The organism is Pseudomonas sp. DP-17 (genome assembly GCF_022380625.1).
Taxonomy (GTDB): domain Bacteria; phylum Pseudomonadota; class Gammaproteobacteria; order Pseudomonadales; family Pseudomonadaceae; genus Pseudomonas; species Pseudomonas nitroreducens_A.
The window spans coordinates 32,906-57,674 of sequence record NZ_JAKSXG010000018.1 but is presented as its reverse complement, the minus strand read 5'-3'; the positions used below and the strand labels follow the sequence as shown (position 1 = coordinate 57,674).

24 protein-coding genes are annotated in these 24,769 nt (G+C 54.9%); 19 read left to right on the top strand and 5 right to left on the bottom strand.

Going from position 1 to position 24,769, the window contains the following annotated elements:
- Positions 1 to 9 precede the first annotated feature (9 nt).
- From traC to MJ122_RS27330, 5 genes are read left to right on the top strand one after another with little or no spacing between them, the layout of a single operon-like run.
- Positions 10 to 2,481, top strand: a complete 2,472-nt coding sequence (traC, locus tag MJ122_RS27350) for a type IV secretion system protein TraC (RefSeq protein ID WP_193452212.1) — start codon at positions 10 to 12, stop codon at positions 2,479 to 2,481.
- The gene (locus MJ122_RS27345; protein WP_192225794.1) at positions 2,481 to 3,047 is read left to right on the top strand and encodes a S26 family signal peptidase; all 567 of its coding nucleotides are present in this window, start codon (positions 2,481 to 2,483) and stop codon (positions 3,045 to 3,047) included. The genes traC and MJ122_RS27345 overlap by 1 nt, the downstream gene beginning before the upstream one ends.
- Before the next feature lie 8 nt (positions 3,048 to 3,055).
- Positions 3,056 to 4,264, top strand: a complete 1,209-nt coding sequence (locus tag MJ122_RS27340; RefSeq protein ID WP_239746865.1) for a TrbC family F-type conjugative pilus assembly protein — start codon at positions 3,056 to 3,058, stop codon at positions 4,262 to 4,264.
- Positions 4,233 to 5,282: a TraU family protein gene (locus MJ122_RS27335; protein ID WP_345772986.1), complete on the top strand. Its 1,050-nt coding sequence runs from the start codon at positions 4,233 to 4,235 to the stop codon at positions 5,280 to 5,282. Before MJ122_RS27340 ends, MJ122_RS27335 begins: the two co-directional genes overlap by 32 nt.
- A 24-nt stretch (positions 5,283 to 5,306) precedes the next feature.
- Entirely contained in the window at positions 5,307 to 6,020 is a 714-nt protein-coding gene (locus tag MJ122_RS27330) for a nuclease-related domain-containing protein (protein ID WP_275590854.1), read from the top strand.
- 189 nt (positions 6,021 to 6,209) lie between these two features.
- On the opposite strand, the gene MJ122_RS27325 is transcribed toward MJ122_RS27330, so the two are convergent.
- Positions 6,210 to 6,905, bottom strand: a complete 696-nt coding sequence (locus MJ122_RS27325) for a hypothetical protein (RefSeq protein WP_239746864.1) — start codon at positions 6,903 to 6,905, stop codon at positions 6,210 to 6,212.
- Positions 6,906 to 7,307: 402 nt separating this feature from the next.
- On the opposite strand from MJ122_RS27325, the gene MJ122_RS27320 reads away from it, so the two are divergent.
- The 6 genes from MJ122_RS27320 to MJ122_RS27295 all read left to right on the top strand — a co-directional run bounded on the left by MJ122_RS27320 (position 7,308) and on the right by MJ122_RS27295 (position 14,976).
- Entirely contained in the window at positions 7,308 to 7,622 is a 315-nt protein-coding gene (locus MJ122_RS27320) for a hypothetical protein (RefSeq protein WP_138527031.1), read from the top strand.
- The gene (locus MJ122_RS27315; RefSeq protein WP_239746863.1) at positions 7,622 to 8,224 is read left to right on the top strand and encodes a DNA primase; all 603 of its coding nucleotides are present in this window, start codon (positions 7,622 to 7,624) and stop codon (positions 8,222 to 8,224) included. The genes MJ122_RS27320 and MJ122_RS27315 overlap by 1 nt, the downstream gene beginning before the upstream one ends.
- On the top strand, positions 8,176 to 9,390 hold the full coding sequence (locus MJ122_RS27310; RefSeq protein WP_239746862.1) for a toprim domain-containing protein: 1,215 nt from the start codon (positions 8,176 to 8,178) through the stop codon (positions 9,388 to 9,390). The genes MJ122_RS27315 and MJ122_RS27310 overlap by 49 nt, the downstream gene beginning before the upstream one ends.
- 121 nt (positions 9,391 to 9,511) lie before the next feature.
- On the top strand, positions 9,512 to 10,525 hold the full coding sequence (traF, locus tag MJ122_RS27305; RefSeq protein ID WP_239746861.1) for a conjugal transfer protein TraF: 1,014 nt from the start codon (positions 9,512 to 9,514) through the stop codon (positions 10,523 to 10,525).
- Between the two features lie 38 nt (positions 10,526 to 10,563).
- Positions 10,564 to 11,928 carry a conjugal transfer protein TraH gene (locus tag MJ122_RS27300; RefSeq protein ID WP_239746860.1) on the top strand — a complete coding sequence of 455 codons (1,365 nt, stop codon included), beginning with the start codon at positions 10,564 to 10,566 and terminating at the stop codon, positions 11,926 to 11,928.
- A 9-nt stretch (positions 11,929 to 11,937) separates the two neighbouring features.
- Positions 11,938 to 14,976, top strand: a complete 3,039-nt coding sequence (locus MJ122_RS27295; protein ID WP_275590853.1) for a conjugal transfer protein TraG N-terminal domain-containing protein — start codon at positions 11,938 to 11,940, stop codon at positions 14,974 to 14,976.
- Positions 14,977 to 15,010: 34 nt separating this feature from the next.
- On the opposite strand, the gene MJ122_RS27290 is transcribed toward MJ122_RS27295, so the two are convergent.
- The 4 genes from MJ122_RS27290 to MJ122_RS27275 all read right to left on the bottom strand — a co-directional run bounded on the left by MJ122_RS27290 (position 15,011) and on the right by MJ122_RS27275 (position 18,503).
- Positions 15,011 to 15,394, bottom strand: a complete 384-nt coding sequence (locus MJ122_RS27290) for a hypothetical protein (RefSeq protein ID WP_239746858.1) — start codon at positions 15,392 to 15,394, stop codon at positions 15,011 to 15,013.
- Positions 15,395 to 15,623: 229 nt separating this feature from the next.
- Entirely contained in the window at positions 15,624 to 16,658 is a 1,035-nt protein-coding gene (locus MJ122_RS27285; protein WP_239746857.1) for a FlhC family transcriptional regulator, read from the bottom strand.
- 12 nt (positions 16,659 to 16,670) lie between these two features.
- Positions 16,671 to 17,249, bottom strand: coding sequence for a transglycosylase SLT domain-containing protein (locus MJ122_RS27280; protein WP_239746856.1), 579 nt, complete (start codon positions 17,247 to 17,249; stop codon positions 16,671 to 16,673).
- 273 nt (positions 17,250 to 17,522) lie between these two features.
- Positions 17,523 to 18,503, bottom strand: coding sequence for a ParM/StbA family protein (locus MJ122_RS27275; RefSeq protein WP_239746855.1), 981 nt, complete (start codon positions 18,501 to 18,503; stop codon positions 17,523 to 17,525).
- 259 nt (positions 18,504 to 18,762) lie between these two features.
- On the opposite strand from MJ122_RS27275, the gene mobI reads away from it, so the two are divergent.
- From mobI to MJ122_RS27235, 8 genes are all read left to right on the top strand, one after another.
- Positions 18,763 to 19,236, top strand: a complete 474-nt coding sequence (gene mobI, locus MJ122_RS27270) for a conjugative transfer protein MobI(A/C) (RefSeq protein WP_192225808.1) — start codon at positions 18,763 to 18,765, stop codon at positions 19,234 to 19,236.
- A gap of 494 nt (positions 19,237 to 19,730) precedes the next feature.
- Complete coding sequence (locus MJ122_RS27265; protein ID WP_239746854.1) at positions 19,731 to 20,090, top strand: hypothetical protein; 360 nt, start codon at positions 19,731 to 19,733, stop codon at positions 20,088 to 20,090.
- A 35-nt stretch (positions 20,091 to 20,125) separates the two neighbouring features.
- The gene (locus tag MJ122_RS27260; protein WP_239746853.1) at positions 20,126 to 21,628 is read left to right on the top strand and encodes a hypothetical protein; all 1,503 of its coding nucleotides are present in this window, start codon (positions 20,126 to 20,128) and stop codon (positions 21,626 to 21,628) included.
- Between the two features lie 134 nt (positions 21,629 to 21,762).
- The gene (locus MJ122_RS27255; protein ID WP_239746852.1) at positions 21,763 to 22,176 is read left to right on the top strand and encodes a hypothetical protein; all 414 of its coding nucleotides are present in this window, start codon (positions 21,763 to 21,765) and stop codon (positions 22,174 to 22,176) included.
- Entirely contained in the window at positions 22,169 to 22,423 is a 255-nt protein-coding gene (locus tag MJ122_RS27250; protein WP_239746851.1) for a hypothetical protein, read from the top strand. The genes MJ122_RS27255 and MJ122_RS27250 overlap by 8 nt, the downstream gene beginning before the upstream one ends.
- A 148-nt stretch (positions 22,424 to 22,571) precedes the next feature.
- Entirely contained in the window at positions 22,572 to 23,006 is a 435-nt protein-coding gene (locus MJ122_RS27245) for a hypothetical protein (RefSeq protein WP_239746850.1), read from the top strand.
- Positions 22,987 to 23,292: a hypothetical protein gene (locus MJ122_RS27240; RefSeq protein ID WP_239746849.1), complete on the top strand. Its 306-nt coding sequence runs from the start codon at positions 22,987 to 22,989 to the stop codon at positions 23,290 to 23,292. Before MJ122_RS27245 ends, MJ122_RS27240 begins: the two co-directional genes overlap by 20 nt.
- 110 nt (positions 23,293 to 23,402) lie before the next feature.
- A complete protein-coding gene (locus MJ122_RS27235) occupies positions 23,403 to 24,668 on the top strand; it encodes a DUF1173 family protein (protein ID WP_239746848.1) in 1,266 nt (421 codons plus the stop codon).
- Positions 24,669 to 24,769 lie beyond the last annotated feature (101 nt).

Genomic DNA, 24,769 nt, shown 5'->3' with positions numbered 1-24,769 from the left:
GGGGGCCTTATGTCGCTTCTCTCATCGCTTCTGGCACCTCTTCCGCGCCTTTCCAAACTGATCAACGGCCTTGCTTACGATCCCGAAATGCAGCTGTTTCAACTGGAAGGGAACCGTTTGGGTTTTGCGTTCCGTTGTTCGCCTCTGGCCGGCTCCAGCGGCGACGAGGCAGCGCGCCTGAAGGCAGGTCTTACTGTCGACTGGCCGGAAGGTACTGCAATTAGCTTCAGCCTGATCTGTACCGAGAACATCAACCATCTGAAAGCGGGATTCCTTAACCTACGCAAAGCGTTTGTGGAGCGAGGCGTGTCCGACTTACCGCCGGAAACACAGGCTCTCCTGCAGAAGGTCACTCAGGCTCGAGGGCAGTATCTGTCCGATCGCACGCTACTGCCTGTCGACAGTATCTCCGGCGTGAAGGTTCGCCAGCAGGACCTGGTGATCTCTGTAACGATGCCGATCAAGGATGCACTACCGTCCGCTACTGAGGCCAACATGGCCAAGGAACTGGCTGATGGTCTCAATACTTCCCTGGACAGCTGCAACCTAGCCCCTGTCGCTTTGACCAATGACGCGTATGTCGAGATTTTCCAGTCAATCCTGAACAAGGGGCCGAACGCCTCGTGGCGAAACAACCCCGAACTGCATGCTGATCTCGACAAGCCCCTGAACGAGCAGCTACTGGACTTCGACCGCAGTGTCGAGCCGAAAAAGGATCACCTCAAAATCGGTGATGACTGCTTCGTTAAAACCCTCTCGCCCAAGGCATATCCGGATTCGATGTGGCAAGGGGATGCTTCACAGTACCTTTCGGACATTCTCTCCCAGCGGGGAGGAATCCGCGGCAATTGCATCTTCACCAGCACGATCTATTTTCCCCCGCAGCTTTCCACCAAGGACAAGCTCAACCGTGGACGCCAATGGTCGATCAAGCAGGCGGTCGGCCCGATGCCCCATTTCGTGCCGGCGCTCCGAAAGAAAAAACAGGGGTATGACACCCTTTTCGAGGACCTGGACAAGGGGCTGCCGAACATTCAGTTAAACACCACCCTCGTTGTCTTCGGAAAGAGTAAAGAGGACTTGATCCAGGCTGCGGCGAGCGCGAAGAGCCACTTCTCGACCCAAGGTTTCACGCTCCTCGAGGACAAATTCATCGTCCTGCCAATTTTCATCAATGCGTTGCCGATGTGCGCGGACACCGGAGCAATCCAGGACATGTTCCGCTACAGAACTATGAGCCTGGCGCAGGCTCTACCGATTCTGCCGATCTACGGCGATTGGCGCGGAACCGGTACCCCTGTGGCCCCGTTTGTTTCCCGAAACGGGCAGCCAATCAGCTTCCATCTCTACGATTCGGACACCAACTACAACGGCACCATTGCTGCCCAGTCGGGGTCAGGTAAATCGTTCCTTACCAACTACCTCATCACCTCCTACCTGAGCATGGGCGCCAAGGTCTGGTGCATTGACGTAGGTCGCTCCTACGAGAAGCTCGCCGAGGCATACAAGGGTGATTTCGCGTGCTTCGATAAGGGCTCCCAGATCTGCCTGAACCCATTCGAACTGGTAGAAGATTTCAGCGACGAGGAAGACGTCCTGGTTGGGCTGATTTCTGCGATGGCGGCGCCGACGGAGCCGCTGAAGGACTTCCAAACTGCTGGGTTGAAGCGCCACCTGACGAACTGCTGGGATAAACATGGCAAGGCTTTGCTGGTCGATCACATCGAGCAGTCCTTGCTGAGCGATGAAGACCAGCGGATCAAGGACATCGGCAGCCAGCTCTATGCATTCACCTCCCGCGGCCAGTACGGCAAGTACTTCAACGGTCGCAACAACCTCAATTTCCAGAACCCCTTCACTGTGCTGGAACTGGAGGAGCTCAAAGGGCGCGTCCACCTTCAGCAGGTAGTGCTACTGCAGCTCATCTACCAGATCCAACAGGACATGTACCTCGGCGAACGTGACCGGCCAAAAATCGTGATCATCGACGAGGCGTGGTCGCTGCTGGCGCAGGGCAACGTCGGTGAGTTCATCGAACACGGCTACCGTCGCTTCCGTAAGTACGGTGGCGGCGCGATTGTCATCACTCAGGGCGTCAACGACCTCTATCAGAACAAGGTCGGCCAAGCTATCGCGGAGAACTCGGCGTTTACCCTTCTCCTGGGCCAGAAGGCTGAGGCCATCGACTCGATCAAAGAGAAGAAGCGCCTGCCTCTGGGCGACGGTGGTTATCGCATCCTCAAGACAGTTCGCTCCTACAAGGGCCATTACTCCGAAATCTTCATGCTCACGCCGCGTGGCGCCGGCATTGCACGCCTCACCGTCGACCCCTATTCGATGTTGCTGTACTCCACTGCACCGGAGGACGTGCAAGCGATCAGGAATTACACCCAGGCGGGTATGCCTCAGGATCAGGCGATCCTCCAAGTACTGCGCGACCGTGGCATCGACGTGGGAATCATTGCTTCGGAGGCTGCGTGATGCGGAATCCGTTCAGCATCGATGCCAAGGTGCGGCGTACTGTCGAGGCCGTGAATTCGGCTCGGCGACGCCGACCGCTGGATTCTCGCTTTTTGCTGAAGGGGGTAACGCTTGCCTCGCTACTGGCAGGTGGAATTGTCCTCCTCGCGAGCCGCTACAGCATTGCGATTGCCACTCAGGAGGCCCTGTGCCTCCCACCGTACCGGGTCTGGGTCATCGACAAGGCAGACACCACCCCGGTACGTGGGGGGACCTTTGCGTTCAAAGCCAAGGGGCTGCAGCCAATTTTCCCCGATGGCACCAACATCGTGAAAGTAATGGTTGGTCTGCCTGGCGATGACGTTTCAGTGACTGAGGCAACGACAGCCATTAACGGAGAGGTAGTCGGCAATGGTTTGGCCGTTGCCACCGAGCGGAACCTTGATATTGCACGGTATGTGCGTCATGGCCGTATAGAGATCGAGCGATACTGGTTCATGGGCAGAACGCAGGACTCCTTTGACTCGCGCTACTGGGGGTCTGTTGCGCGCTCGCAGCTGTGGGGGAGGGCGTATCCACTATGGTGAGGCGTTTTGTGGTTCTGGCTGCCAGCGCTGCTCTCTCCACCGCCGCTTTGGCTGTAGACACCCTTCCAAGCAGGCCCGCGCTTAGTGACCTTGATCCGACTCTGCTTGAGCAGGCGAAGACGATTGTGGACAACAGCAGAGCGATAACGGCCGATGCATCCCCGCACGACTACGAGTGGGTCAAGCGTGCCGGAGAGGAGGTGCGAGCGAGTACGGGAGAGCGAGACGGGGCAGCCGACAACGGCTCTCATCCGCCGCCGCACCCCCTTGGAGATGGGGAAAAGACTTTGATATTTGTCTCCTGGTCCATGGGCGCCCGTGCCATCGAAGATATCTTGGTGGCCTACGACGGAGTCCCCGGGGTTGGAGTGGTCTTTAGGGGCATCCCGGAGGATGTGCCGATGGCGACGGCAGTGGCGAGAATGCAGCGCCTAACCAAAGTCACCCGTTCCACAACTCCAATCCTCCTCGATCCACTCGCCTTCCAGCGCCACGGTGTTTTCGCGGTGCCATCAATTGGGCGTGAGGATGGCGAGCAGCATCAGGTTGCCTTTGCTACTGGCAGCTCGTCGACCTCGTTGCTTTCTCAAAGGGTTGCCCAAGGTAAGCGCGGAAATCTTGGCTCCTTCGGCTCTACCACCGAGATCATTGAGCCTGATCTCATGGCCGTGGCGAAGTCGCGTATCGAGCAGTTGGACGTCGGCGCGATGAAGCAGCGCGCGATTGCTCGCTTTTGGGACAAGCAGCCGGGCTTTGTATTGCCAACCGTTGAACACAGCAGCATCAGGCCCGTTGACCCCTCTGTGATCATCCCGCAAGACATCCTGGGCCCAGACGGCCGAGTAGTAATCAAAGCTGGCCGGATGAACCCACTGGAGGTGATGCCTTTCGGTATCAAGTTGGTGGTTATCGACCCAACCTCCTCCTGGCAGGTGGACCTTGCTCGCCGCGAGGTTGCTACGAAGGATGGGCTTCAGGTCATCGTGATCGCCAGCCACATTCCCGGTTCAACGTCGGACGTTGGCCCATCTGGTTGGGAGCTGTTCAACGATGTTCAGGACTCGATTGCAGCTCCCTTGTATCTCCTCCAGCAGGATCTAGCCGCGCGGTATCAGGTGACGGCTGTGCCTTCAGTCGTTACGGCCGAGGACAAGAAGTTCGTTGTACGGGAGATATCTCAATCCGATGCGCAGGGGGCAATCGATGCGATTCGCTAGTGGGATTTTCGTTGGTTTAGCGCTGGCATTGCTGGTCTGTGTCGGCGCTCGGGCAAGCGAGGTGATGTGTGAGGACTCTGGGCTGTTGGGCCCAAAACTCTTCACCGACATTTGCTGGGCCTGCCTGTTTCCAATTCGGGTATCGGGTGCCCAAATAACGCCTGGAGTAGCGCCTGAAGGAGCGTCGAAGCAAGTGCTTTGCGTCTGCCAGAAAGGCAGCTCCGGGATCTATACGCCCGGCGTCGTAACCTCCATGTGGCAGCCGGCGAGAATCGTCGAGAACGTGCGCAAGGCTGGGTGTTCGCCCACTCTGGGTGGGATCACACTCCCGATGGGGAACTCCCGCACGTACGGACGATTGAGGCAGGACAACCTCACACAGACCGGCCAGGCTGCGGGGTCGTTCTATCACACCCATTACTACGCTTTCCCGCTGCTGCAGATACTCGATCTGTACACGCCAACGAAATGCAACCCAGATGGCTACCTGGATCTCGACATCATTTCCTTCACAGAGATCGATCCAACCTGGACATCTCCGACTCTCGCTTTCTTTCAGAACCCTGAGGCGGCTGCAGTGGCGAATCCGCTTGCGATCGCGGCATGTGCCGCTGACTCAGCAATGGTTGCTGCAGGAAAGGAGCCGCTGGAAAGCATGTGGTGGTGCACCGGAACGTGGGGCGGCGTATATCCCCTTACCGGCGTTACGCCGGCGCAAGACGTGAACCGGTCTTCCGCGCTTTTGGCGGCACGGATGCTTGCTCAGCAACATCGCAGGGGACTGGCGCGTAGGACAATGGGTGACGACAACCTGTGTAACGCGAGCATCTACCCGACCTTACCGAAGAGTCAGTACAAGCTCACTCAGTTCTACCCGAAGTCGCAGAACCAGAAGGCAATGTGGATCGGTACGCCACCACAGCTTTGGGATGGTGGCCCTTCGCGCCACGTACCAGGTACTGGAAATGACTCCATGTACCTCATTTGGCGTTGGACAGACTGCTGCTCCAACCTCTAACAGGAGGCCCGGAGGGGCATCTCTATGGCAGATTTCCTTTGGATATACGCGCCGCCAGTAGCACTCATGCTACTGGTCGGCGCCGTTGCGCACACGCTTCTATTGGCCCGGCCTGCATACCGTGGCTGGTGGGGGGAATACAAGGTGAACTTCATGCTGAAGGTGTGCTTGAGTGGGGAGTACCGTGTTTTCAGCAACGCACTTTATCGCGGGCAGACGGATGATGAGACCACGCAGATCGATCACATCGTGGTGAGCCGGTATGGCCTGTTTGTCATTGAGACGAAGTGCTTTCGCGGGCGCATAGTCACGGACCCCAATGCACCTGACACCTGGCTGCAACGGGTAGGCCGGAGGAAGTACAAAGTCAGGAACCCGCTACTGCAGAACTATGCCCACGTCAAAGCGCTTCACCGGGTAACCGGAATCCACTCTCAGCAAATTCGGAGTTTCGTCGTGATGGCGGGGCAGGCGAAATTTGTCTATGGGATGCCGGAGGGCGTTTTCAGCATCTGGTCTGTTGTACGGAAGATCCAAGCCTTTCGCGCACCGGTATTCACCGCCGGGCATGTTTCCTCGATCACGAAGGCGCTTGAAAGGTGTCGGGTCAAAGGGGGGTATTGGGCAGCTAAACGCCACGTCGAGCTGCTCAAGAGGAAAGAGGCTAGAAGGAAAAGTGCAGCCAGCAGTACGCCCCAAGAGGAATGCCAAGTGCGATCCCAGCAGTGGCCGCAATGACGACCAGGGCAACCACTGAGAAACTCCAAAACTTACCTTTATCCGTGGAGGCCTCCGGCGGGTCTTGAAGTACGCTGAGCCACCTGGAATGTTCGAATCGATCGTTTGCAGTTGCTTTTTCGCGCGTCGACAACATCGATGCTTCTCCGTAGAGGAGCTGACGCCCTGTGAGGGGCGTCAGCAAGCCACTCAGCCAATCGCAGTCTCGCGCGCCTCGATCTGCTCGACGGCATCAAGGTCATTGGATTCCGGTTCCACGAAGCCGCTTGCTTTGCGCTCTTCCTTTTCGGTCTGCTCTTGAGCGTCTGCCTGCTCAAGATCGGCCTTCATCTCCAAAGACTTGCTGGCGTAAGCCTTGGTTCTTGCGGCCTGACCGGTCCCAACCAGAAAGCGGACGAGTTTGTTGATCTGCTTATGCTTCTCTTGGCGGAATGCGTCAGCTTCACCGCTTTCAATCACTCCTCCCAACCAACCTGCGTCGACCAGCATGATCAGGTGGTCGTAAGCCTTCAGCAGGGCGCCGAACCGAGCGATTTCGGGGCTGGTGATCTCGTAGGCACGCTCCTGGGGATGGTCGTATTCCGGAAGGCATTGGGCGAGCGCGCCCAGCAGGGCGCTGATACGCGCGGTGTCGTCGCTGATTGCTTTTTCCGTGTCGGCGAGCTTGGTGCTTACTGCGGAAGCCACCGCCTGGTAATCGAAGCTCTTGAGCTTCTGCGCCAGTTTCCGGGCGACGACATCGATAACGAAGAGGGCGGTCATCACGTTATCGAAACGATTGCCGCTGAAGGCTTTAGCCTGTTCAGTGTTGAGTACGAGATGCCCCTTCAGCCGCGCTGTGGAGTATTGGTATTTCTTCGGTGCAGTTGCAGATTGGGTGGTCATGTTCAAGATCTCCAGTGTTGGTGGCCATCGCATTGCAACAGCGGCAGGAAGACTGGAATGGCTTTTTTCTGCTTGATTTACGCCGGAAATAGAAGTTCTCCCTGGAGGTGTTGACGACCGCTGTACCGGTAGAGAAAATCACCGCATCCATCGGGTTGTCCCGATCAAAAATTGCCTTAGGGCTCCGCCAACCTTCATAGCTGCTGTGCAGTTGTGGGTTTCCCAAGCTGTGTATGCACTTGGGGCTGTGCCCAGCTGAGCCAATCAGCTTAAAAAGCTGCTCTGCAACCTGCAGAGCGTCATCAAAAAAGGGAGGCCTAGGCCTCCCTTTTTTCGTTTCAAAAACCCTGACGGGGCACACCTCCGTTAGGGGGTTCTCCGTCGGAAAAACGGAGAACTGAAATGATCAAATCCAATGAAACCCTGAAGGCGAAAGTGCTGGTTGGTTATGGCTTTCTGCTGTCCTTCCTGGGCGCGCTGTATGCCCCGGCGTTCGTAAAGGCAGTTGTGCCCTTTGCACTTTGCATCGTGCTCGCTGCTGCTTTGATGCACGCTCCGTCGCTCATGGCGCTAATCCGAGGGGCTCTGAAACGCCGCGCGAGAACGACGTCCCAGCAAGCTACACGCGTTGGAACGGCTACTGCAGTCTGGTGCGACCACATCGACTACGACAACTTCCACATGCCCACCTACCTGCGCCAAGGGGAGGAGTGCTGATGAATACTGTCCGTGTTGATTTTGATGAGCCGGCCTACCTCAGAAGTTACAAGGGGATGTGCGTCCATTCGCATCGGTACTGTCGTGACGATGTGGCGCTGCAGCTGAATGATGATGTCTTGGCTCTCGAGCCCGTCATCCTCAATCGCCTGTATCGCCCGCAGGATCGGCTACAGCCGGCAATGCAGGCTGCAGTTGTTTCGGTCGAAGGGGAACTCCTTGAGCAAAATGACCACCGGGGACTGGATGCAGTCGATGCCGAAGCTTCGAACTCCTGTGCTGCTGAAGAAGACATCGAGCTTTCCTTCCGGCAGGGCATGGAGGGGGAGTTTGTTGAAGGTATCTACAACGGTTCAGGCTCGCACTGGTATCGCTTCAATAAACGCAATGGTCGGTCGTTCTATCTGCGCATTGGCAATCACCTCGTTTGGGGTGCGGAGCTGGCGATGGAGATCAATCGAACCAATATCCAGAAGGGGGACAGAATCCGGCTCACCTTCCTTGAGAAGACGCCGGTCACTGTGCCGATTCGAAAAGAAAACGACGAAGTCGAATGGAAGAACACGCACAGGAATTCCTGGCAAATCGACCGTATCGACTGATCCACCACGAAGCGCCCTACGGGGCGCTTTTCATTTCCTTGGAGTTACTCATGTCTGCAAATCAGATGGGCGTATACGCCCCCGAGAAGTTAGACGTGCTGGAAGCTGCAGAAGGACGGTGGAAATTCGTCTTCGAGCAACTGGCACCAGGGTTGGCAGATGCCAACGGCAAGCCTGGCCGAAACTATCCTTGCCCGGTTCACGGTGGTAGAGATGGGTTCAAGATCTTCCGAAAAACCAGCGACACAACCAGTGGCGGCGTATGCCGTACCTGTGGAATCAAGCCGGACGGCTTGGCGTTGGTGATGTGGGTAAACAGCTGGAGTTTCCACGAGGCGCTGCAGGAAGTCGGAAGCCTCATGGGAGTGAAGGACAAGCATGGTCGGACCGCCGGTGACGTTCAGCGGGTGATACCCCAGCGTGCTGTACCGAAGGCTGCCAGTAAGGGCCTATCGGATGAATGGGTAATCGCCACTCTTCGAACGATGGTGCAAGAGAGTGTCGCACTGACCCACCCGGATGCCGAACCTGCTCGTCTCTACCTTCGATCTCGCGGAATCCTTGTCTGGGACCGGCCTGAGTTGAGCCGCTTCGTGCGGTTCCACCCAAGGCTGACCCACAAAGGCCCTGATGGGGAGAAAACGACCTTCCCTGGGATCATCGGTGTACTGATGTCCCCGGCAAAGCAGGCCGTGACAGTCCAGAGGCACTTTCTGACCTCAAAGGGTGAGAAAGCCCCGATCGCGGATCCGAAGAAGATGTTTGCAATTCCAAGCGATAGAGCACTGCCTGGCAGCGCGATTCCGACAGCTTCGCCTGGCAGCGTGATTGATGTCTGCGAAGGGTTGGAAACAGCGTTGGCAATCGAGACCGCAACGGGGTTGCCGGTATGGCCACTGGTGAACACATATCTGATGGAGATGTTCGTGCCGCCGGCGGGAACTGAGGAGGTTCGAATCTGGATCGACAAGGACCGCAAAAGCGCCGGCGTGAATGCTGGAGTCGCGCTCAAAAAGCGCCTGTGGAGTTTGGGAGTTAGGGCCAGAATTCTGGAGCCGACACTAGACATACCGCATGGCGCCAAAGGGGTTGATTGGAACGACGTCCTGCTTTGGCAGGGCCCGGCCGGTTTCCCCGGGCAAGAGGTCTACCGCCACGTGCGGTAGGCCTCAGGCCTTCCCTCCTGATTTACTTTTTTCCGTACGTTTTTCTGCCTGAAAACGCCCTTTGCGCTTCACTCCGCCACGCAGAATTTGAGCATCGATTGCTGCGCCAAGGCGGTTTGCCATGCTTTCTCACTCTTTCTCTGCCGCTGTTCTCGCCGTCTTCGCTACTGGAGCGATAGCGGCAGACGTGCCCGCGGCCGCGCCTGCTGATCCCCTGGCTGGGAGTTCGTTCTACCAGGACAAGGAGCGTGGGTGGTTCTGGTATGAGGATCCGCCAGAAGAGACTGTTCCGCCGGTGGAACCTGAGAAGCCTGATCCACCCAAAGCGCCGGAGTCTCCGAAAACTGCTGAACCAGCGCCGGCTGCTGATCCAGCCCCTGGTACCGTCGCGTGGTTGCGCGTGATGCTCCCAAAATTACGGGACAAGGCGATTGACAATCCCACTCGAGAAAACATGAGCGCGTATTACTTTGCTCAGAGGTTAATGCTAGATAAAGCGGAGAGGTTCTCGCGCAATTCCGTTGAAACTATTCGTAATGATCCGTTCCTCGATGAGGACATGCGTTATCCAGCTTCAAACGCGGCAGCTGACGCCATATCCACCGAGTCTGGAAAGCAACGCGATCTACTGATGCGCGAAATTGCAAAGAGATCATCTCTTGTGTTTTTCTACAACGGATCGAGTTGCGTCCTATGTGATCAGGCAATAGCCGCAATTTCGGCACTAGAGTTTAAATATGGGTTCTCCGTCCTTCCGATTTCTATGGATGGCAACCCGCTGCCTAACGGCAAATATCCAAAAACGAAATATGATAACGGGCTTGCCAAAAAACTTGGTGTGATTACCGCTCCAGCCCTAGCCATCGCAATCCCACCCCATGATGTAAAAATTGTAGCGTTCAGTACCGTGTCTATGGACACGGCAATAAGCAGGATCTTAGTTGCAGCTAAGGATTCCGGGCTAATTACTGGTGAGGAATTGGCTGCAACTTCACGGGTAAATACTGTCGGCCTCATCGATTCGGCTTCTTTGTCGGGCCTTCCTCCGGATGTAGTAAACAATCCATCAGAGTTTTCAAGGCGCGTGCGGGAAGAAGCGCGCAAAGCATTTATTAAAAGTGTTGGGGGTGAGTGATGAATCTAAAGCGGCTCGCTGTTTCGGTGGCGATTTCCATGTTCCCGATAATTGGTCAGTGCTCAATTCAAGAGCAGGTTGATCAAATGTTTAACGGAATGATCAATACAACCAAGCCTGGTGCTTATCAAACCGCATCGAGGGGCGTTGTTACGGGCGGGTCGGTAGTACTGAGGAATCGAATCTCAACGTCAAACCTGATCAGCATTACTCCTCCCAGCGCTAAAGCTGGATGTGGCGGTATTAATTTGTACTCCGGTTCTTTTTCATTTATTAATGGCGAGGAGTTCGTGGCTCTGATGCGTAACATCGCTGCAAACGCGACTGGGATCGTATCTGGCTTTGCATTTGATCTCGCTATTGATGCAATGGATGCTCAAACTGCAGGTGTCATTCGGAACCTGGCGAATAAGATCCAATCCCTAAATCAGATGTTCTCGAATAGCTGTCAAATTGCCAGCGGTCTAATTACTGATGCAAAAAAGGCTTATGAAGAGTCTTCAGACTTATCATCGGCGATCAGTGCCTTCGGTAATAATGTGGCTACAGACTTCTTCAGTGCAAAATCTACCGCAGATGATTCACCTGCCAACAGACTGGTATCTTCCGGGAAGGCAACTAATTGCAAGGACGTTGGCAATGTTCTGTGGTGTGCCATGCAGAAGACAAGCTTAGCTTCTCAGATTCTGTTTGGAAGTGACGAGAATGCCGAGTTCATTATGTCGATGGTGGGGTCTTTCATAATTACACCAGCACCAGACGAGAGGGGAGGGAAGAACTTCACAGTCAACCCTCTCCCTACGCTCATCGGCAGCGATGGCTTAAAGATCTTCGTAGAGGGAACTAAGGACGCAGGTTATCAGGTCTACCGTTGCGATTCGAACGATAGCGGATGCACGAGCCCAAATATTGCAAACATGTCTACCTTTACCGGTCTCTCCACACGGATTGTTGCAGACCTACAAAATAATCAAGTTCTCGAGCATATTGCGAATGGCGTGCTGTCGCCGGGAGATGATGCGCGTATCGGATACCTTGGTTCGAGCCGTATCGGTGTAAACCTCGTCAGAATCGTTCAGAAGAGCGGGGCGCAAGCTGGTTACGATTATTTGAATAAGTACGCGACTACGATTGCAGTTCAGTCTAGTTATAACCTGATTGTAATGCTACTTGGCGTTGCGGAAGCAGGAGTTACGAGTTCAGATATGCCCAACGCAAAGCAGAACCTTGAAAGTCTGCGATCCGCCAGGGCTGACATCAGAAGCCAGTACGACCAGTACATCCAGGTGAGTCTTAAAGATAAAGACGCCGACGCTGATGCATCCAGCATGATGGAGATGAGCCCGCCCGACGATGGTGGACACTTGTATCAAGGGTCGAGCAATCAGAGCAGTGGCTCATAAGGGGGAAGCATGGATTTTACAATATACACTGCGGGGAGCTCCGAGTTTCTCCAGATAATGCTCAATTCATGCGCCATGCTTGCCGGCAGCGGTTCAATAGATGATATGGCGCGTATTGGCGCTTTGATGGGGGTTTTGGTTATCGGTTTCCAGGCAGGCTTCAAAAACCAGCCGATTCCTTTCCACGCAGTTGGCATCATGCTAATTGGTTACATGTGTTTTTATGGGCCCACTGCGACTGTTATTGTGCAAGACACTACGACTGACCAGGTTCGTGTTGTTGATAATGTTCCGCTTGGGCCTGCATTTGTTGGATCGGTTTTTTCGACTGTTGGTTACAGAATCTCTGAGCTGGCTGAACAAGCAAACTCAACCCCTGGAATGACACGTTACGGTCTTTTTTCGAGTCTGACGACACTTGCACGCGTGCGAGATGTGCTAAGGAATCCGGTTGCACTTGACCAGTTCCAGAACTACAAGAAAGGCGCGGGGTGGGACTTGGGCCGATCGTTCCAAGAGTACATGACCTATTGCAACTTTAATCCAGTCTTCCTCCGCAATAAAGCATCTGTGGATCAACTACAGCGCGCCGGAGATGTCGCATCGCTTCTATCAAATACTTCTGAGGCGCAATCGGTATATTTCTACGACTCCCCGAATCCTTCTTTGAAAACTTGCGCTGAAGCCGGACGTTTGCTTACTGCTGCACTTCAAGATGTGCTTCCTTCTGTCTTTGAAGATATCATGCAGAAAGGCTTTAGTGATGATGTTCATTCTGGGAAGCTTGTCAACTTCACCCAAATGCAAGGTGAGATCGATAATTCCCTCCAGTCCTTTGCTTTGTCTAATAAAAAAGCGTCAGAGTATGTTGCTGCTTCGTTGATTCAGCGGTATTTCAATCAGGGCCGTGTTGACGCACTGAACCATTGGCAAGAGCGGCGTGCAGCGATGGCACTTCAGCAGTCGCTCAGCCAACAGGAGATCCAGTGGGCAGGGAAGGGGGATAGCTTCAAGTTCTATATCAAACCCATGCTTGGCTTCCTCGAGGGATTGGTCTATGCGGTTGCGCCGTTCATGGCGTTGCTTCTGATGATGGGTTCGAGGGGGGCAATGACCCTGGCGAAGTTCTGCGCATTGCCGCTGTCGACTTCGCTCTGCATGCCTCTGCTGTCGGTGGTTAACGCGTTCACGCTTTGGTATGCCGGCGCCAAAATGGAAGCGATATTCAACGGGTACGACCCGATCTCCACGGGCTTCGCTCAGATGCAACTCTTGGACATCGACCAAGCCATAGGCTCAGCCCTTGGCCTGGGTGGTTACCTCGCGGCTTACACTCCCGCAATCGCAGCATCGATCGTAGGAGCTGGAGCCTTTGGCATGACTGCGATCATGTCGGGCGCGACCTCTGACACTAAGTTCAACAGCGAGGATATGACCCCTCGGACTCAGCGGCCTTCTCCAGTTATGGCGACGGAGGCAGTCTACACAGCCGACCAGGTTGGCAAGGGCGTAAGCGTTACCGGCGCGACACAATTGGCCGAAACGATCAGTGGGCAGCAAGCGGCTTCCGCCTACGTTCAGAGCTCGAAGAGCGCCTCGGTTACCGCTACCGAGAACATGCAGCGATCTCTTCAAAGCGCGATTCAGCAGTCTGCACAGACAACCACGGGTCAGCAGAACCTCGCATCGCTGGGCCACCAGGTGGCGTCGAGCCTGAATCTTTCGCAGAACTCCCAGTTCACGAACGCTGCAAGCCAGCTGAAAAGCCTGGGGTTCAATGAGAACAAGATCGCTCAAGGAGTCTTCGCTGCCAGTGCTGGCGCTGCAGCACCTTTGGGCTTGGCAGGCGCACGTCTTGAGGATTCCGAACAGTTCCAGAAACTGTCATCCACTCAGCAGCAGCAAGCCCAACAGGCCTTTACCCAACTCACTTCAGCGGTGCAGGCAAGCTCGAACGACCAAACCGCCTTCAACGCTGCAGACTCGTTCAGTCGCTCTTCCCAGGCGAGCGTAAGCCAATCGACTGGTGAAACCCTCAGTCTGTCCATTGGGCAGGCGCGTCAAGCGCAGGAAACCTACTCCCGGGCTTCGAAAATGGAGAATGTTTACGCTGCGAGTCAGTCCTTGAACCTCAAGCAGGCAGCAGTGACTTCGCTGCTTCGTGGAGAGTCTCGTGCGGAATCTGCCCAGGCCCTTGCTGAGATTGCCGGCCAAACCGAAGGAGGGCGTGCGGCCTTTAATACAGCGATGGCGAGCGCTTCTATCCGCGGGCTCTCGACCGATAGGGAAGAACGTGTTGCCATGGCTGCAATACGCGCGTTGAACCAGGACGGAAGGCTTGGTGACTTGGTGAGCTCAAAGATGTCGCCGTTCGACTTCTCCATGGGCGCAGTCAGCGGCAACGAGAGCTCAGGCCTCTCCCAAGCGACGATCGATACTGGCAATTTACAGGGCAGGTTCAATCAGGTCACGGCGGGCGCAGCCGAGGCTTTCCGTAGTAACCAGGACATGACCCGCTCTGGCTTCATTGACATGAAAGAGAGTGGCCCCCTGGGCGTCCAGGAAGCGCGCGACGGTGCGATCGACAGAGTCAATGAAGAGAGGGACATGTCGAACGAGAGGATGAACGCGCTGCAGGCTGACAATCCGGTACCAGAGAACAAGATCGACGTGGCGTCCACCACACCGGTGCATGATACCGCTGAGAGTTTCGCCACCAATGGACTCGACGCAGTTGGAATGGGGGTGACTCAGTTGATCGATAAGGCGGTTGGAATTACCAATACAGACCCGAAAAGCGAGTACATGGAATCTGCTAAAGACTATGTGAAGAACCCTATGGAGTTAAACGGCACCATGGTTGAGAAAGTGGCAGAGACGCTGGGGGTTTCACATGATAATCCTGTTGTACAAACGACAAGGAACTATCTCACACCTCCGATTGACTCCACATTCACCGCTCTTAGGCAGGTATCTACTCCAGTGACAACCGCACTCGAAACAGTGAAAGCTGTTTCTGCGAAGGAGCGCCCACCGAAGATCGATTAAAAAAGGGGCCATACGGCCCCTTTTCATATTCAGATCAAATGCTTTGTTTCTCGAATCGATATTTGCGATAAGCAAGGAAGAGGAGGAATACTATTGCAGCGCTAATCATTCCTTTATATTCAATGTAAATCGCTGATTTTCCCGCAAGTGAATAGATCGCAGAAACTACGTTGTTCATCACCTGGCCGGCAATGTAAAGAATCAGAACGAGAAGTAGCTTCTGGCCAGGGCTCCTATGCACAGGGCGCTTTACACCATCCCAGTTGGACGAAAGGCAGAACGGGCAAACTGAGTCGATCGGGTGGCCAGCGCCGATGCGACCACCCCATTCCCAACCGACATAAATGCCTCGGCTCCTGACTACCTGCGGCACCATGTGGCGTCCGCAGCAGTGGCAGAGCACGGTGGACTGGGTCATGAGGCGGTCTCCTGATATCGCTTTGATGTCATGATCGCATGTGGCTCACTGAATCCCAAATCAATCAACACCAGGGCTGAGACAGGCTAGGGCGGTTGCCAACTTAGGTCATCACTATCGTTTCATTCGTCGAAGCCAGACAGCAAGGGAGGGACTGCATGTGGGACGCACTGGCCCCAGCTCGTAAACTAGGGCTAGAAAGACCTTTCCTTGGTCGGGCGTGCCTTTGTCAATGTCCGCACCATATGCACTTTGCTGGCTTGAGGACAAATCGAGCGTTGATCTCACTGCAGCTGGAGCATTCCTGCATCAGGATCTCGCCAGACTTAATCGCATTGCTCAATTGAAATGCGTTCGTTGGGGTGATGGTGTCGCCCTTTGGCACATTCAAGGCATCGCAGATTTGCTCGTACTCCCGATGGGCAGCCATCAGGGCGCGGACGTTAGTTCTCCGCAAGGGATCGTGGGCAAGCAGCCTGTAGATGGTGAGGTACAGCAAGCTGTGCATCGGGTACTCAGCGAGTGTCGTTTCTGGGATTTGAATTCGCCCACTCTGTGACTGCGCCCCGGGTACTCCGCGGGTGATGTTCCGCTTGAGTTTTCCGGCCTCTTCAGGGGACATCCCAGTAGCCAGCGCGACGAGTTTCGGCTGGATGCGAGCTAGCAACAGCTCGCGCGCGATGGATTCGGTTGGAATGGTGGGCCCGAAGTCTTGCATGCGGCCGCTCCCATCAGGGTTCTTTTTCAGGAAAAACCGAAGGTCCCCGAGAAGCACCAGGGTCGTGTCGTGGATCTGGTCTCGAGTCGAATTTGGATTAAGCCGAAGCTTTCGGACTGGTGACCGGATGCTGATGGTGAACCCACCAGAACGGATCAGCATCAGCCGCTCTTCGAAGGAAGAGGTCTCCATCAGGCGAAACGCTGTATCGTCCAAGCCAATGGCGTTGAGAGTGTTGAAGCTATTGTGGCGCGCGAAGTTGAAGAGTTCAGTAAACATGGTCAGACGAAGGCCGAGATTGAAAAACTGCTTGTCGTCGAGGTGCGTATTCCCCACGCTCAGAGTTTCATACTCGATTCGGTTGATCGACACCGGCAGCGCATCCAGGGCTTGTAGCTTGGGAGGGCTCGCTACAACATTTGTGAGCCAGACAATATCATCCTGACGATAGCGCTGCTGCATCAGCACCAGCTTGAATGCAGCTTCATCCTGGATTAGCCATCTGACCGCCATTTGGACCAGGGTTCGGTTGATCGTAAACTTCATGCTTAGTTGTCCTTATTTCTTCAGCATTTGAATAGATCGCCAGATGGCAATTACATCTTGAGCGTACAGGCGCGCATCGAACTCGCGGGTGGGGTTCATCGTGTGATAACCGCCGATGGCAAGCTGCATATCCGCAGGGTTTGCGGATATTGACTCACAGAGTATGGCTGCGCCTACCTTTATATTTTCCACGGGATTGAGCAGAGCACTAGCATTTTTCACGCGGCCGCAGTTCCACCTGCAGTTTATCTGCATGATACCTATATCAGTCAGCTTATCTTCCTGTAGGTATCTGATGAGTAGAGCCTCTGCTTCACCTTGGGTTTTAGGGTAAGCAGGACCACTAGGACCGTTTCTTAGAGCGTAGGGCTGTGGGGATATTAGGCCTTTCGCTACCGCGCCGTGCGACTCTTTCAATGCCAGCGAGAAGAGTAGTTCAGGCTCAATCTTGCACGGAGCGCTCAGAGCTGCTCGCTCCCAAACTGTTCCCTTGAGAGTGAAACCTATCGACTCGCCAAATGCAGGTGGCAGCGCTGAAGTGCACAGCACTCCTGCTAGCAGCATTGCCTTATGGCTTCTGAATACCGGCATCCCTTATCCATCCCGCTGGCTTCTTCGGCTTATGCGACGTGCTCGCTGGTTGTACTTCCTGTGATGTACCTGGAGGTTGAGTAACGTCACCAGGTATTCCCGCACTCTGTGTACATTTGCTGAGGTACATAGACGCCATTACGATTAACCGCTTGGCACGGTACTCGGGCGGAATGTTATCCAAGTGCTCGTACAACTCTTGCTCCGCAGGCGTTATTCTGCATTGAAGGCGCATAATATTTCCTTGGCCAGGCGCGTCCCTGCGCCATCGGATTAGTATTTTGCCAAACAGGCGAATCCGTCCGCATTACTGCGAACACTGTTGTCGGGTTTAATGACTAGCGCTTCCGGGAATTCACTACGAGCAAATCGTTCATAGGTATCTGCTCCACCACCGCCTAGAACAACACAGTCGACAGTGCGCCCGCGCAAGAAGCGCAGACCTTGTTTGATTTCGGTGAATACTCCTGGAATTACGCGATCTGCTGCGAGACGGAGGTAGTCGTCAAGGAGAACCTTTTGTCCGAAGAGGTAGATGTAGTCATTTCCAGTTTGGAGTGCATGCTCGATCTTCTCAACACCAGGCACGCCACCGTTATCCTTAGCGATTTCTTCGTTGCAGGCGTCAAGAAGTACAGACATAGCTTTCAGGCTGCTTCCACTGGATTTCGCCACCAGTTCCTGATGGTCAAAAACTACCCAGTCAACACTGAAGAACCCAGGATCGATTACGAGGGTGAGGGATTGCTCCAGTACGGCGCCGTGCACGGTATTGCAATAGATGTCAGTCAGTGTTCCGAGTGGCTGAGCAACCACTTGCACATGTTCAACTGTAATTTCGCGTTTCAGAGAAACTTTATGGCGACCAAGCATCCGGCTCCGTACTTGTTCGACGTAGCTATCATCACGCGCTTGGCTTACGGGAAGCCCAGTCACAAGCCTGTGGATCGTGTCGCCATCCTGTGCGGCATGCAAAAGCGATGCTTTGAACAATGCTTCATAAGCATCCGTTGTCGTGTAGTCCTCGTGAAGCTCTCTTCCTTCTTGAACGCGTCCCGGAGACGCAAATGCAACCCACTGTGTATCGCCGACAGTAACAATTACCTCTCCAGCCCGAAGGCCCGCATCACCGGGTAGACAGGTCAAAGGCGCAGCCTGAGCGGGGCCTTGAAAGGTCTGAAACTCGGATTCGCCGTGGCCATATACCCCGATTACGTTGCTATAGCCGATATCGAGGCCAAGGAATCTCTGCATCTGGATCTGTCCTTCAGTTGATCATGCGACGGAATGCCGTTGGATGACGGCGCAACACGCATCACTTCGTTTGGAGTTCGTGGCTCAGCTGCTAACCAGGTGAGTCACGCAACAAAGCTGCGACGTTTGACGGCGATGCAGATGTTGGCGCCCAAGATTCCGTCTGAAAGGCTTTTTCCAACCAAAAAGTGGCAAGAAAAAAACCTATTTCTGTTCTACCACGGCAAAAAATGATCCCAAGCCAAGTAGGAGATCGCTTTTGTCATCATCACCAAGCACAACCCCAGACCCTGTTGCCGTCGTCGATCAGCTGTACAAGCAGCTTCGCGAGCAGGCCGAGGAAATGCGTGACCAGTTTTTCCAGCGGGCGCTTGCGCTGCAGGTTGATAAGAAGGGGCACGTACCAATCGGAATCGCTGTACTGGAACCATCCGAGAACTCGTTTGCAGCGTATTGGGTGCGGATCTTCATCTCTGCGCAGGGGCGGTCGGTGCGCACGATCAACAAAGGGATTGGCTTCAAGTACCCAGTTGGAGCGTTCAGTTTCGTCAAGCAGCCGTTGAAAGGGCTGGTGCGTGCTTATGAGACGGAGCTCGCGACACTGCGGCAGCTTGCCTCTGAAAACCGTGCCCTTCGAAAGTCGCTTCAAGCTCATCACGGCAAAGTCACCAGGCAGGTTACACAAGCCTCGTTCCGCAGCCTGGCCGAGGTGCCTGACGCGCGATCCGAGTAGCTGACATGACGTCAGCCTTTATCGTGATCCCATGGAGCCTAGTGCAGCGCAACCCGCAGAAATACGGGCGTCAGCCATCCCAGTCAGTCATCAAGGGATAGCTGAACGTGATGGCTGAGTCGGGCTAGGTGTTCCCACGCTCCGATAGAGATCTGTGCCGGGGCACTAGGTGTCAGCCATATCTGGAGGCATCAGCCATAAGCAGGTGGTTTAACCATGCTGCTATGCGAAATGAAAGCCCAGACTTCCATAGATAAGAGATGGAAGTCTGACTGTGACTGACACCGTGTCGCGAAGCGAAGAACAAGTTGAGGCCGGTTTTCCTTCGAATCACGACCCACGCTTTCGGGCTTGGGTTTCGGATACGCAGCGGATAATTGGCGTGGGGCTGCCAGTGCTTAGGGCCCATGCGCCAGGCAGGAATGTGATGCGTTGGCTCACCCCCTCTGACTCCCACTGAGGGCGAGGGAAAGCAATTCAACCGGAGGAAGGATTTGGAGTTCCGCAAGCTGGAGGAGGGGAAGTACTTCCCCCCGATACTACCCAATGGGGAGTTCTTTTCCCTGGTTCCACAGACAGGTCGCGTGATGAGGATATTCAGCGTCACCGCCGAGGGGCTGTTCGCTGAGGGAATTCATTTGCTGTGGTCCGAGATTGAGGGCGCGAGCTTCGTGGGCACCACCTGCCGCATAAACTCGCAGAAATATTCTTCCGCAGGATTCTCATTCAACGTCGAAGCTTGCATGATCCAGAGTGAATCAGGATTGAAGTCTGATTTCGTTCAAGGCTACCCAGCAGGGTACTGCCTCTTGAACCGGATCACTTTCGAAGCTCAGCGGATGAGGTTTGGCTAACCCGTGTCGCGCAGCGAAGTATGTTAGGAGAGGGGATGTATCACTATTACAAACCGCTGCGAAATTTTGCGCAGAAACTTGAATTGCAAAACTCGCTGGTCGCACTATGGCACTACAGCCAGAATCTAGATAATGATAAGGCGGTTTCTTCGGAGTTTGCCAATATCAACCCGACGGGCCGTGCAACACTTCGTGGCCTAGTACACCCATGGGAACTAGATATTCTCTCTCGTGAAGTTATTTTGAATGCTGCTCCCAGTTCGTCTGACGGCAAGGATTTATACAGGGTTAGAGACCTGATCGCAGCAGTGAACTTGATTAGAAAGCTACAGGACAAGCAGCGAGATTTAGCCCCTGGTGATGTCATCTTGCATGAGATGCACCGGCTCGCCCAGCAGCAATTCCCATGGCAAAGATCTTTGCATATAAAGCTAGCTCGCTTTCATCGGATATACCGCGAGTCGAATCTTAATGCATTAATAGCTGATCGTACAGGCTTAACGGTCTCTCAATATTACTTGATGGGGGTCGCCATGGCGGGGGCGCTGCTCAACAAGCCATACTTTAACTTGAGCCAGAGTTACAGGGAGCTTGGGATTGATGACACACTGAGAAATGTTTTTTTCCAGAAGATCATGTTTCCCCTTGCTGATCTACGTGAACGAACAAAAAGCGTTCAAGAATACAATGGGAATTGGTCATATACCATTAATCCACTACGGAAAACACCTCTTGTAATTCTGCCCAACTCGCCAGCTGTTGCGTTCTGTCCGATACCGAGATTTCTTCTTGAGCGAATTTCGGACGGAATTTTCTACGATTTTACTGAAATACCAGGCTTCGAGGATGTATACGGTGCAGCTTACGAAAATTATGTGGGCGAGATAGCAGTTGAATTGGCCTCGAACAAACTTGAGGTTAAAAAACTTGAGCCGTATATGATAAAGAAGGCACAGAAACACGGCGCCGACTGGGCGATACTCGATAGCGAGTCTGTTTTGTTGGTTGAAGCTAAAGCCAAGCGACTAAACCTTCGCGCTCGCTACGAATTTGATACCGCCGCTATCGATCAGGAGATGGACAAGCTCGCTAAGTTTGTAGTTCAGAACTACAAGAATCTCGCTGACATTAAGGACGGCCACACTGATTTCGATGTTGGAAGTAGGAAAGTTTTCCCTGTTATCGTCACGCTTGTTGAGTGGCTTCTTTTTAATCCTCAATCACGCTCAATACTGGAGAAGCTTGTTAGGCAGCGGTTGTCTGATGCAGGATTGCCTGAGTCTTTGCTGATCGATCATCCATTTACAGTCATGTCTATTGATGAGTTCGAAACTGGTATACAGGTGATGAACGAAGTCGGTATAGCTAAATGTATGGACAAGAAATGCTCCTCAGAGCACATTTCATGGCAGATGGCTCCCTTCTTGCTGAGTGAATTCAAGGAGCTCACTGATCGAGCGAGCGTTACGTATCTTAATAGTGAAATGGATAGAGTTATTGCCGATGCTGAAGAATACGTTAGGGTGAACAAGGCCTAACTTCTCTCGCTTTCTAAGCCGGAATTTGTAGTCGAAAGTCGGTTTACGACTACAGATTCCGGTATCGCCATCTCCCGCTTGGGTTTCTCTCCCCCCTCGATAGGCTGAAATCCCTTCCCTACCGAGTCGTACCAATGGAAATCAGTGCACTCCATCTCCCGGGCCTGCTGTTGGCGCTTGAGCAACTGGCAACGGCAGGTATCCCACGATCACACATTGCCCACACCTCGCTCATGGCCTTGATCGACAACGCCGAGGAGGCGTGGGGTCAGCATCTCGCTGGAGGAAGTTCCAGCAACCCCGTAACCCACGTGTTGGACCAGGCAGAACGCTTCGTTGCCGGCTTTGATAGCGATGAGTTGCAAAGCGGTGTGGCGAGCCTGCTGGCGGACTTGCGTGGGGGTGCTGTTGTGGCCGAGCAATGGCGGACGTTCATCGGCCAGTGCGCAGGTTTGTCCGGGGGATTGGTCAACGGCAACCATCTCTCTCTTCGTGCCGCCGCGTTGCTGGCACTTCCTGGATGCCCGGAGGTTGGGAAGCATGGCTGAGGTCGACTTCGTTGGCCGGCTGTACAGCCAGCACGGCGGGTACCGAGCCTGCTCTGTTCGCTTTAAGGGGATGGAGAACACCGCGGGTGGTGGTGTGGCCACCACCACCTACTGCTACAGCATGTCGCCTGAACAGCGGCACGCCATGGCGCGGCGTATCGCCGCGGCGCTGAACCTCACCAGTCAGATGACTGTTGAGCAGATTGAGCAACTTGCTGCCGAGGTCAGTGCTAGGACCAGCCGCTAGTCGCAGGGGCTTTTTTCTGCTCAAAACCGGTATGAAAGCTGAACCGCCAATCCCAACTGCTCCCTACGCTGGCGCCAGGCACAACCTCATCAAGCCGGTTGTGCAGGTCGGCACCATTGTGCCGGCATCCCCCACAGAGGAATTCGAGATGCAGAAACAGGACCATCGGCCACCGGCCCTCGATCCCTACACCGATCAGACCTGGGGCAGCTACCAGATCTGGTTTGACGCCGAAGAGCCCAGTCTTTCCGTCGGCGCGCCGTTACCGCGTGTTGGGGCTTTCTTCCTCAGGTTGCAGGGCCCTTATGTGGTCACGCGTATGCACACGCCAACACCTGGACGTGTGCGTTCGCTGATCGTCGACACCGTAGGAGGGCCGCTGTCTCCTCTGGCCCGTCGCAACCCGCTCCCCGACTGGGATGAGTTTCAGGAGTTAGTCCGTGACCTTCCTGGGATGCACGTCATCATTCGCCCGATCTTGTCCGATCCGGCGAGCTGGAATGTTTCCTCCAACGACGGGCGCTACTACCTCAACGCTCAGTCCTCCAGCCAGGAAATGTCGCATGCTCAACGCAGCCATTGATCTGTACAAAGGGGTGAATCGCGCGGATCCGCCGAGCCACGCTCACCTACTGCCAGGCTGGCGCCGGCCGGAACCCCCCGAGGGTTACCACGACATGGTCGCGCTGTGCTTCCTCGCCGGCGCCGACGGCGCACGGAGTTACGTCTGGGAAATCGACTACCTGGATGTCACGACTGGCGTCTTTGCCTCGGAAGAGGTGGATCTGAATATCACGTGGCCATGGGTGGAAGGATTTTCTCCAAGCGCTGCTGACTGGGATGCCATTGGTATTCCGCATTTGTGCTGATACTTGATGCGGTGCGAAGCGTCGGGCCTGGCCGCGCAGATGGAATTTCAGGCAAGGTGTTAGCAGCACACGCGGCCTGAGGGGCGTACCAGCCATTTCATGGAGTGACAATGTCGAAGAAGGTCTATGAGGTGAGAGTGAACAGCATCCAGCAGGTTTACTCAGTGGAGTTCCAGACACAGGCGCAGTATCAGGAGCGATGGAAATCGGCCTTGCAAAGAGCGCACGGAACCGCGGTTACGTGCCTCTGCCCGGGCAAAGGCGATCGCCTTCTCTCGGTCAAGCACCGCGAGGACAGCGACAGCTACCACCTTGCTCGGTACGCCAAGACGGGTTGGGAGCATGCCAACGACTGCCGATTCCACGCTCACGCCCATGATCGTTCAGGCCTGCAGGGTTATGCGGATGGTGTTGTCGAAGAGGCAGACGACAACACGCTGCGTATTCGCCTGGCGCACGGTCTTCGGGTTAAGGATGCTGCCCCGGTCGAAGGCGCCGACGAGGCGACTGAGGCAAGAGCTCCCGGCGTAAAAAAACCGGCGATGAGCTTGCTAGGTCTGCTGCAGCTGCTCTGGCTTGAAGCTGGCCTCGCCAACTGGTACCCGGCGATGGAGGGGCAGCGCACGCCGGATCGGGTGGCGTTCTGGGCCTCCAAAGCTGCGAAGCGGATTCGCGCGAGCCACATGACCGTTGACGACGTGCTGTTGGTGCCGGCAGATAAGGACTCGCCCCGGGCACGACAAAATGCCGCGGTATTCCAAACAGCCAAAGACCGTTCGAGGAGGTTGATAGCCGTCGCCCCTTTGGCCATCTACGACGCAGATCGTCATGATCTGAGTAAGTTGCCGCTCTCCCGCCCATTTGGCATGCCCACGATGGATATTCGCGTGGAGGTACTGCGTCGCGTAGAGCGCAGCTTCTCCAACGAGTTGAATGCTTGGAAGAACGGGCACAAGGTTATCGCTATCGCGCAACTGAACCTGAAGAAGGACCGGTACGCTGACGTGCTGAATTTTGCATTGATGCGCGTGAGCGACCGCATGATCCCACTCGGCTCCGAATACGAGGCAATGATCGAGGCCAAGCTGCACGCCGAAGGGCGCGCCTTCTTCAAGCCGCCACGCTTCGAAGCTGAGGACGAGATTTTCCCTGACTTCTGGCTTCTCGACATGGGCAAGAGCACGGAATACCCGCTCGAGGTGTTCGGTATGAACACTCCGGCATACCTTGCACGCCGGAACGAAAAAATTCGCTGGTATAACCGTGAGCACAAGCCAGGCGGCTGGTGGTACTGGGACGTCTACAACGATCCGAAAGGGCTGGCGATACCGGCCTTCCCAGAGCGAATCACTGACTATCGAAAGGGTCAGGGCTAATATTTGCGGCCGCATACCGGAATCTGTAGTCGATATCGAGTAATCCACCGATGTGCCCGCGTAAGCGGGCATTTTCTTGTCCGGCGGCATCGCGCGCGCCC

Excerpts from the sequence above, each read along its gene's own strand:
- traC (WP_193452212.1), top strand. The coding sequence starts at position 10 with ATGTCGCTTCTCTCATCGCTTCTGGCACCTCTTCCGCGCCTTTCCAAA.
- MJ122_RS27345 (WP_192225794.1), top strand. The coding sequence starts at position 2,481 with ATGCGGAATCCGTTCAGCATCGATGCCAAGGTGCGGCGTACTGTCGAG.
- MJ122_RS27335 (WP_345772986.1), top strand. The coding sequence starts at position 4,233 with ATGCGCAGGGGGCAATCGATGCGATTCGCTAGTGGGATTTTCGTTGGT.
- MJ122_RS27330 (WP_275590854.1), top strand. The coding sequence starts at position 5,307 with ATGGCAGATTTCCTTTGGATATACGCGCCGCCAGTAGCACTCATGCTA.
- MJ122_RS27325 (WP_239746864.1), bottom strand. The coding sequence starts at position 6,905 with ATGACCACCCAATCTGCAACTGCACCGAAGAAATACCAATACTCCACA.
- MJ122_RS27320 (WP_138527031.1), top strand. The coding sequence starts at position 7,308 with ATGATCAAATCCAATGAAACCCTGAAGGCGAAAGTGCTGGTTGGTTAT.
- MJ122_RS27315 (WP_239746863.1), top strand. The coding sequence starts at position 7,622 with ATGAATACTGTCCGTGTTGATTTTGATGAGCCGGCCTACCTCAGAAGT.
- MJ122_RS27310 (WP_239746862.1), top strand. The coding sequence starts at position 8,176 with ATGGAAGAACACGCACAGGAATTCCTGGCAAATCGACCGTATCGACTG.
- traF (WP_239746861.1), top strand. The coding sequence starts at position 9,512 with ATGCTTTCTCACTCTTTCTCTGCCGCTGTTCTCGCCGTCTTCGCTACT.
- MJ122_RS27300 (WP_239746860.1), top strand. The coding sequence starts at position 10,564 with ATGTTCCCGATAATTGGTCAGTGCTCAATTCAAGAGCAGGTTGATCAA.
- MJ122_RS27295 (WP_275590853.1), top strand. The coding sequence starts at position 11,938 with ATGGATTTTACAATATACACTGCGGGGAGCTCCGAGTTTCTCCAGATA.
- MJ122_RS27290 (WP_239746858.1), bottom strand. The coding sequence starts at position 15,394 with ATGACCCAGTCCACCGTGCTCTGCCACTGCTGCGGACGCCACATGGTG.
- MJ122_RS27285 (WP_239746857.1), bottom strand. The coding sequence starts at position 16,658 with ATGAAGTTTACGATCAACCGAACCCTGGTCCAAATGGCGGTCAGATGG.
- MJ122_RS27280 (WP_239746856.1), bottom strand. The coding sequence starts at position 17,249 with ATGCCGGTATTCAGAAGCCATAAGGCAATGCTGCTAGCAGGAGTGCTG.
- MJ122_RS27275 (WP_239746855.1), bottom strand. The coding sequence starts at position 18,503 with ATGCAGAGATTCCTTGGCCTCGATATCGGCTATAGCAACGTAATCGGG.
- MJ122_RS27260 (WP_239746853.1), top strand. The coding sequence starts at position 20,126 with ATGTATCACTATTACAAACCGCTGCGAAATTTTGCGCAGAAACTTGAA.
- MJ122_RS27255 (WP_239746852.1), top strand. The coding sequence starts at position 21,763 with ATGGAAATCAGTGCACTCCATCTCCCGGGCCTGCTGTTGGCGCTTGAG.
- MJ122_RS27250 (WP_239746851.1), top strand. The coding sequence starts at position 22,169 with ATGGCTGAGGTCGACTTCGTTGGCCGGCTGTACAGCCAGCACGGCGGG.
- MJ122_RS27245 (WP_239746850.1), top strand. The coding sequence starts at position 22,572 with ATGCAGAAACAGGACCATCGGCCACCGGCCCTCGATCCCTACACCGAT.
- MJ122_RS27240 (WP_239746849.1), top strand. The coding sequence starts at position 22,987 with ATGCTCAACGCAGCCATTGATCTGTACAAAGGGGTGAATCGCGCGGAT.
- MJ122_RS27235 (WP_239746848.1), top strand. The coding sequence starts at position 23,403 with ATGTCGAAGAAGGTCTATGAGGTGAGAGTGAACAGCATCCAGCAGGTT.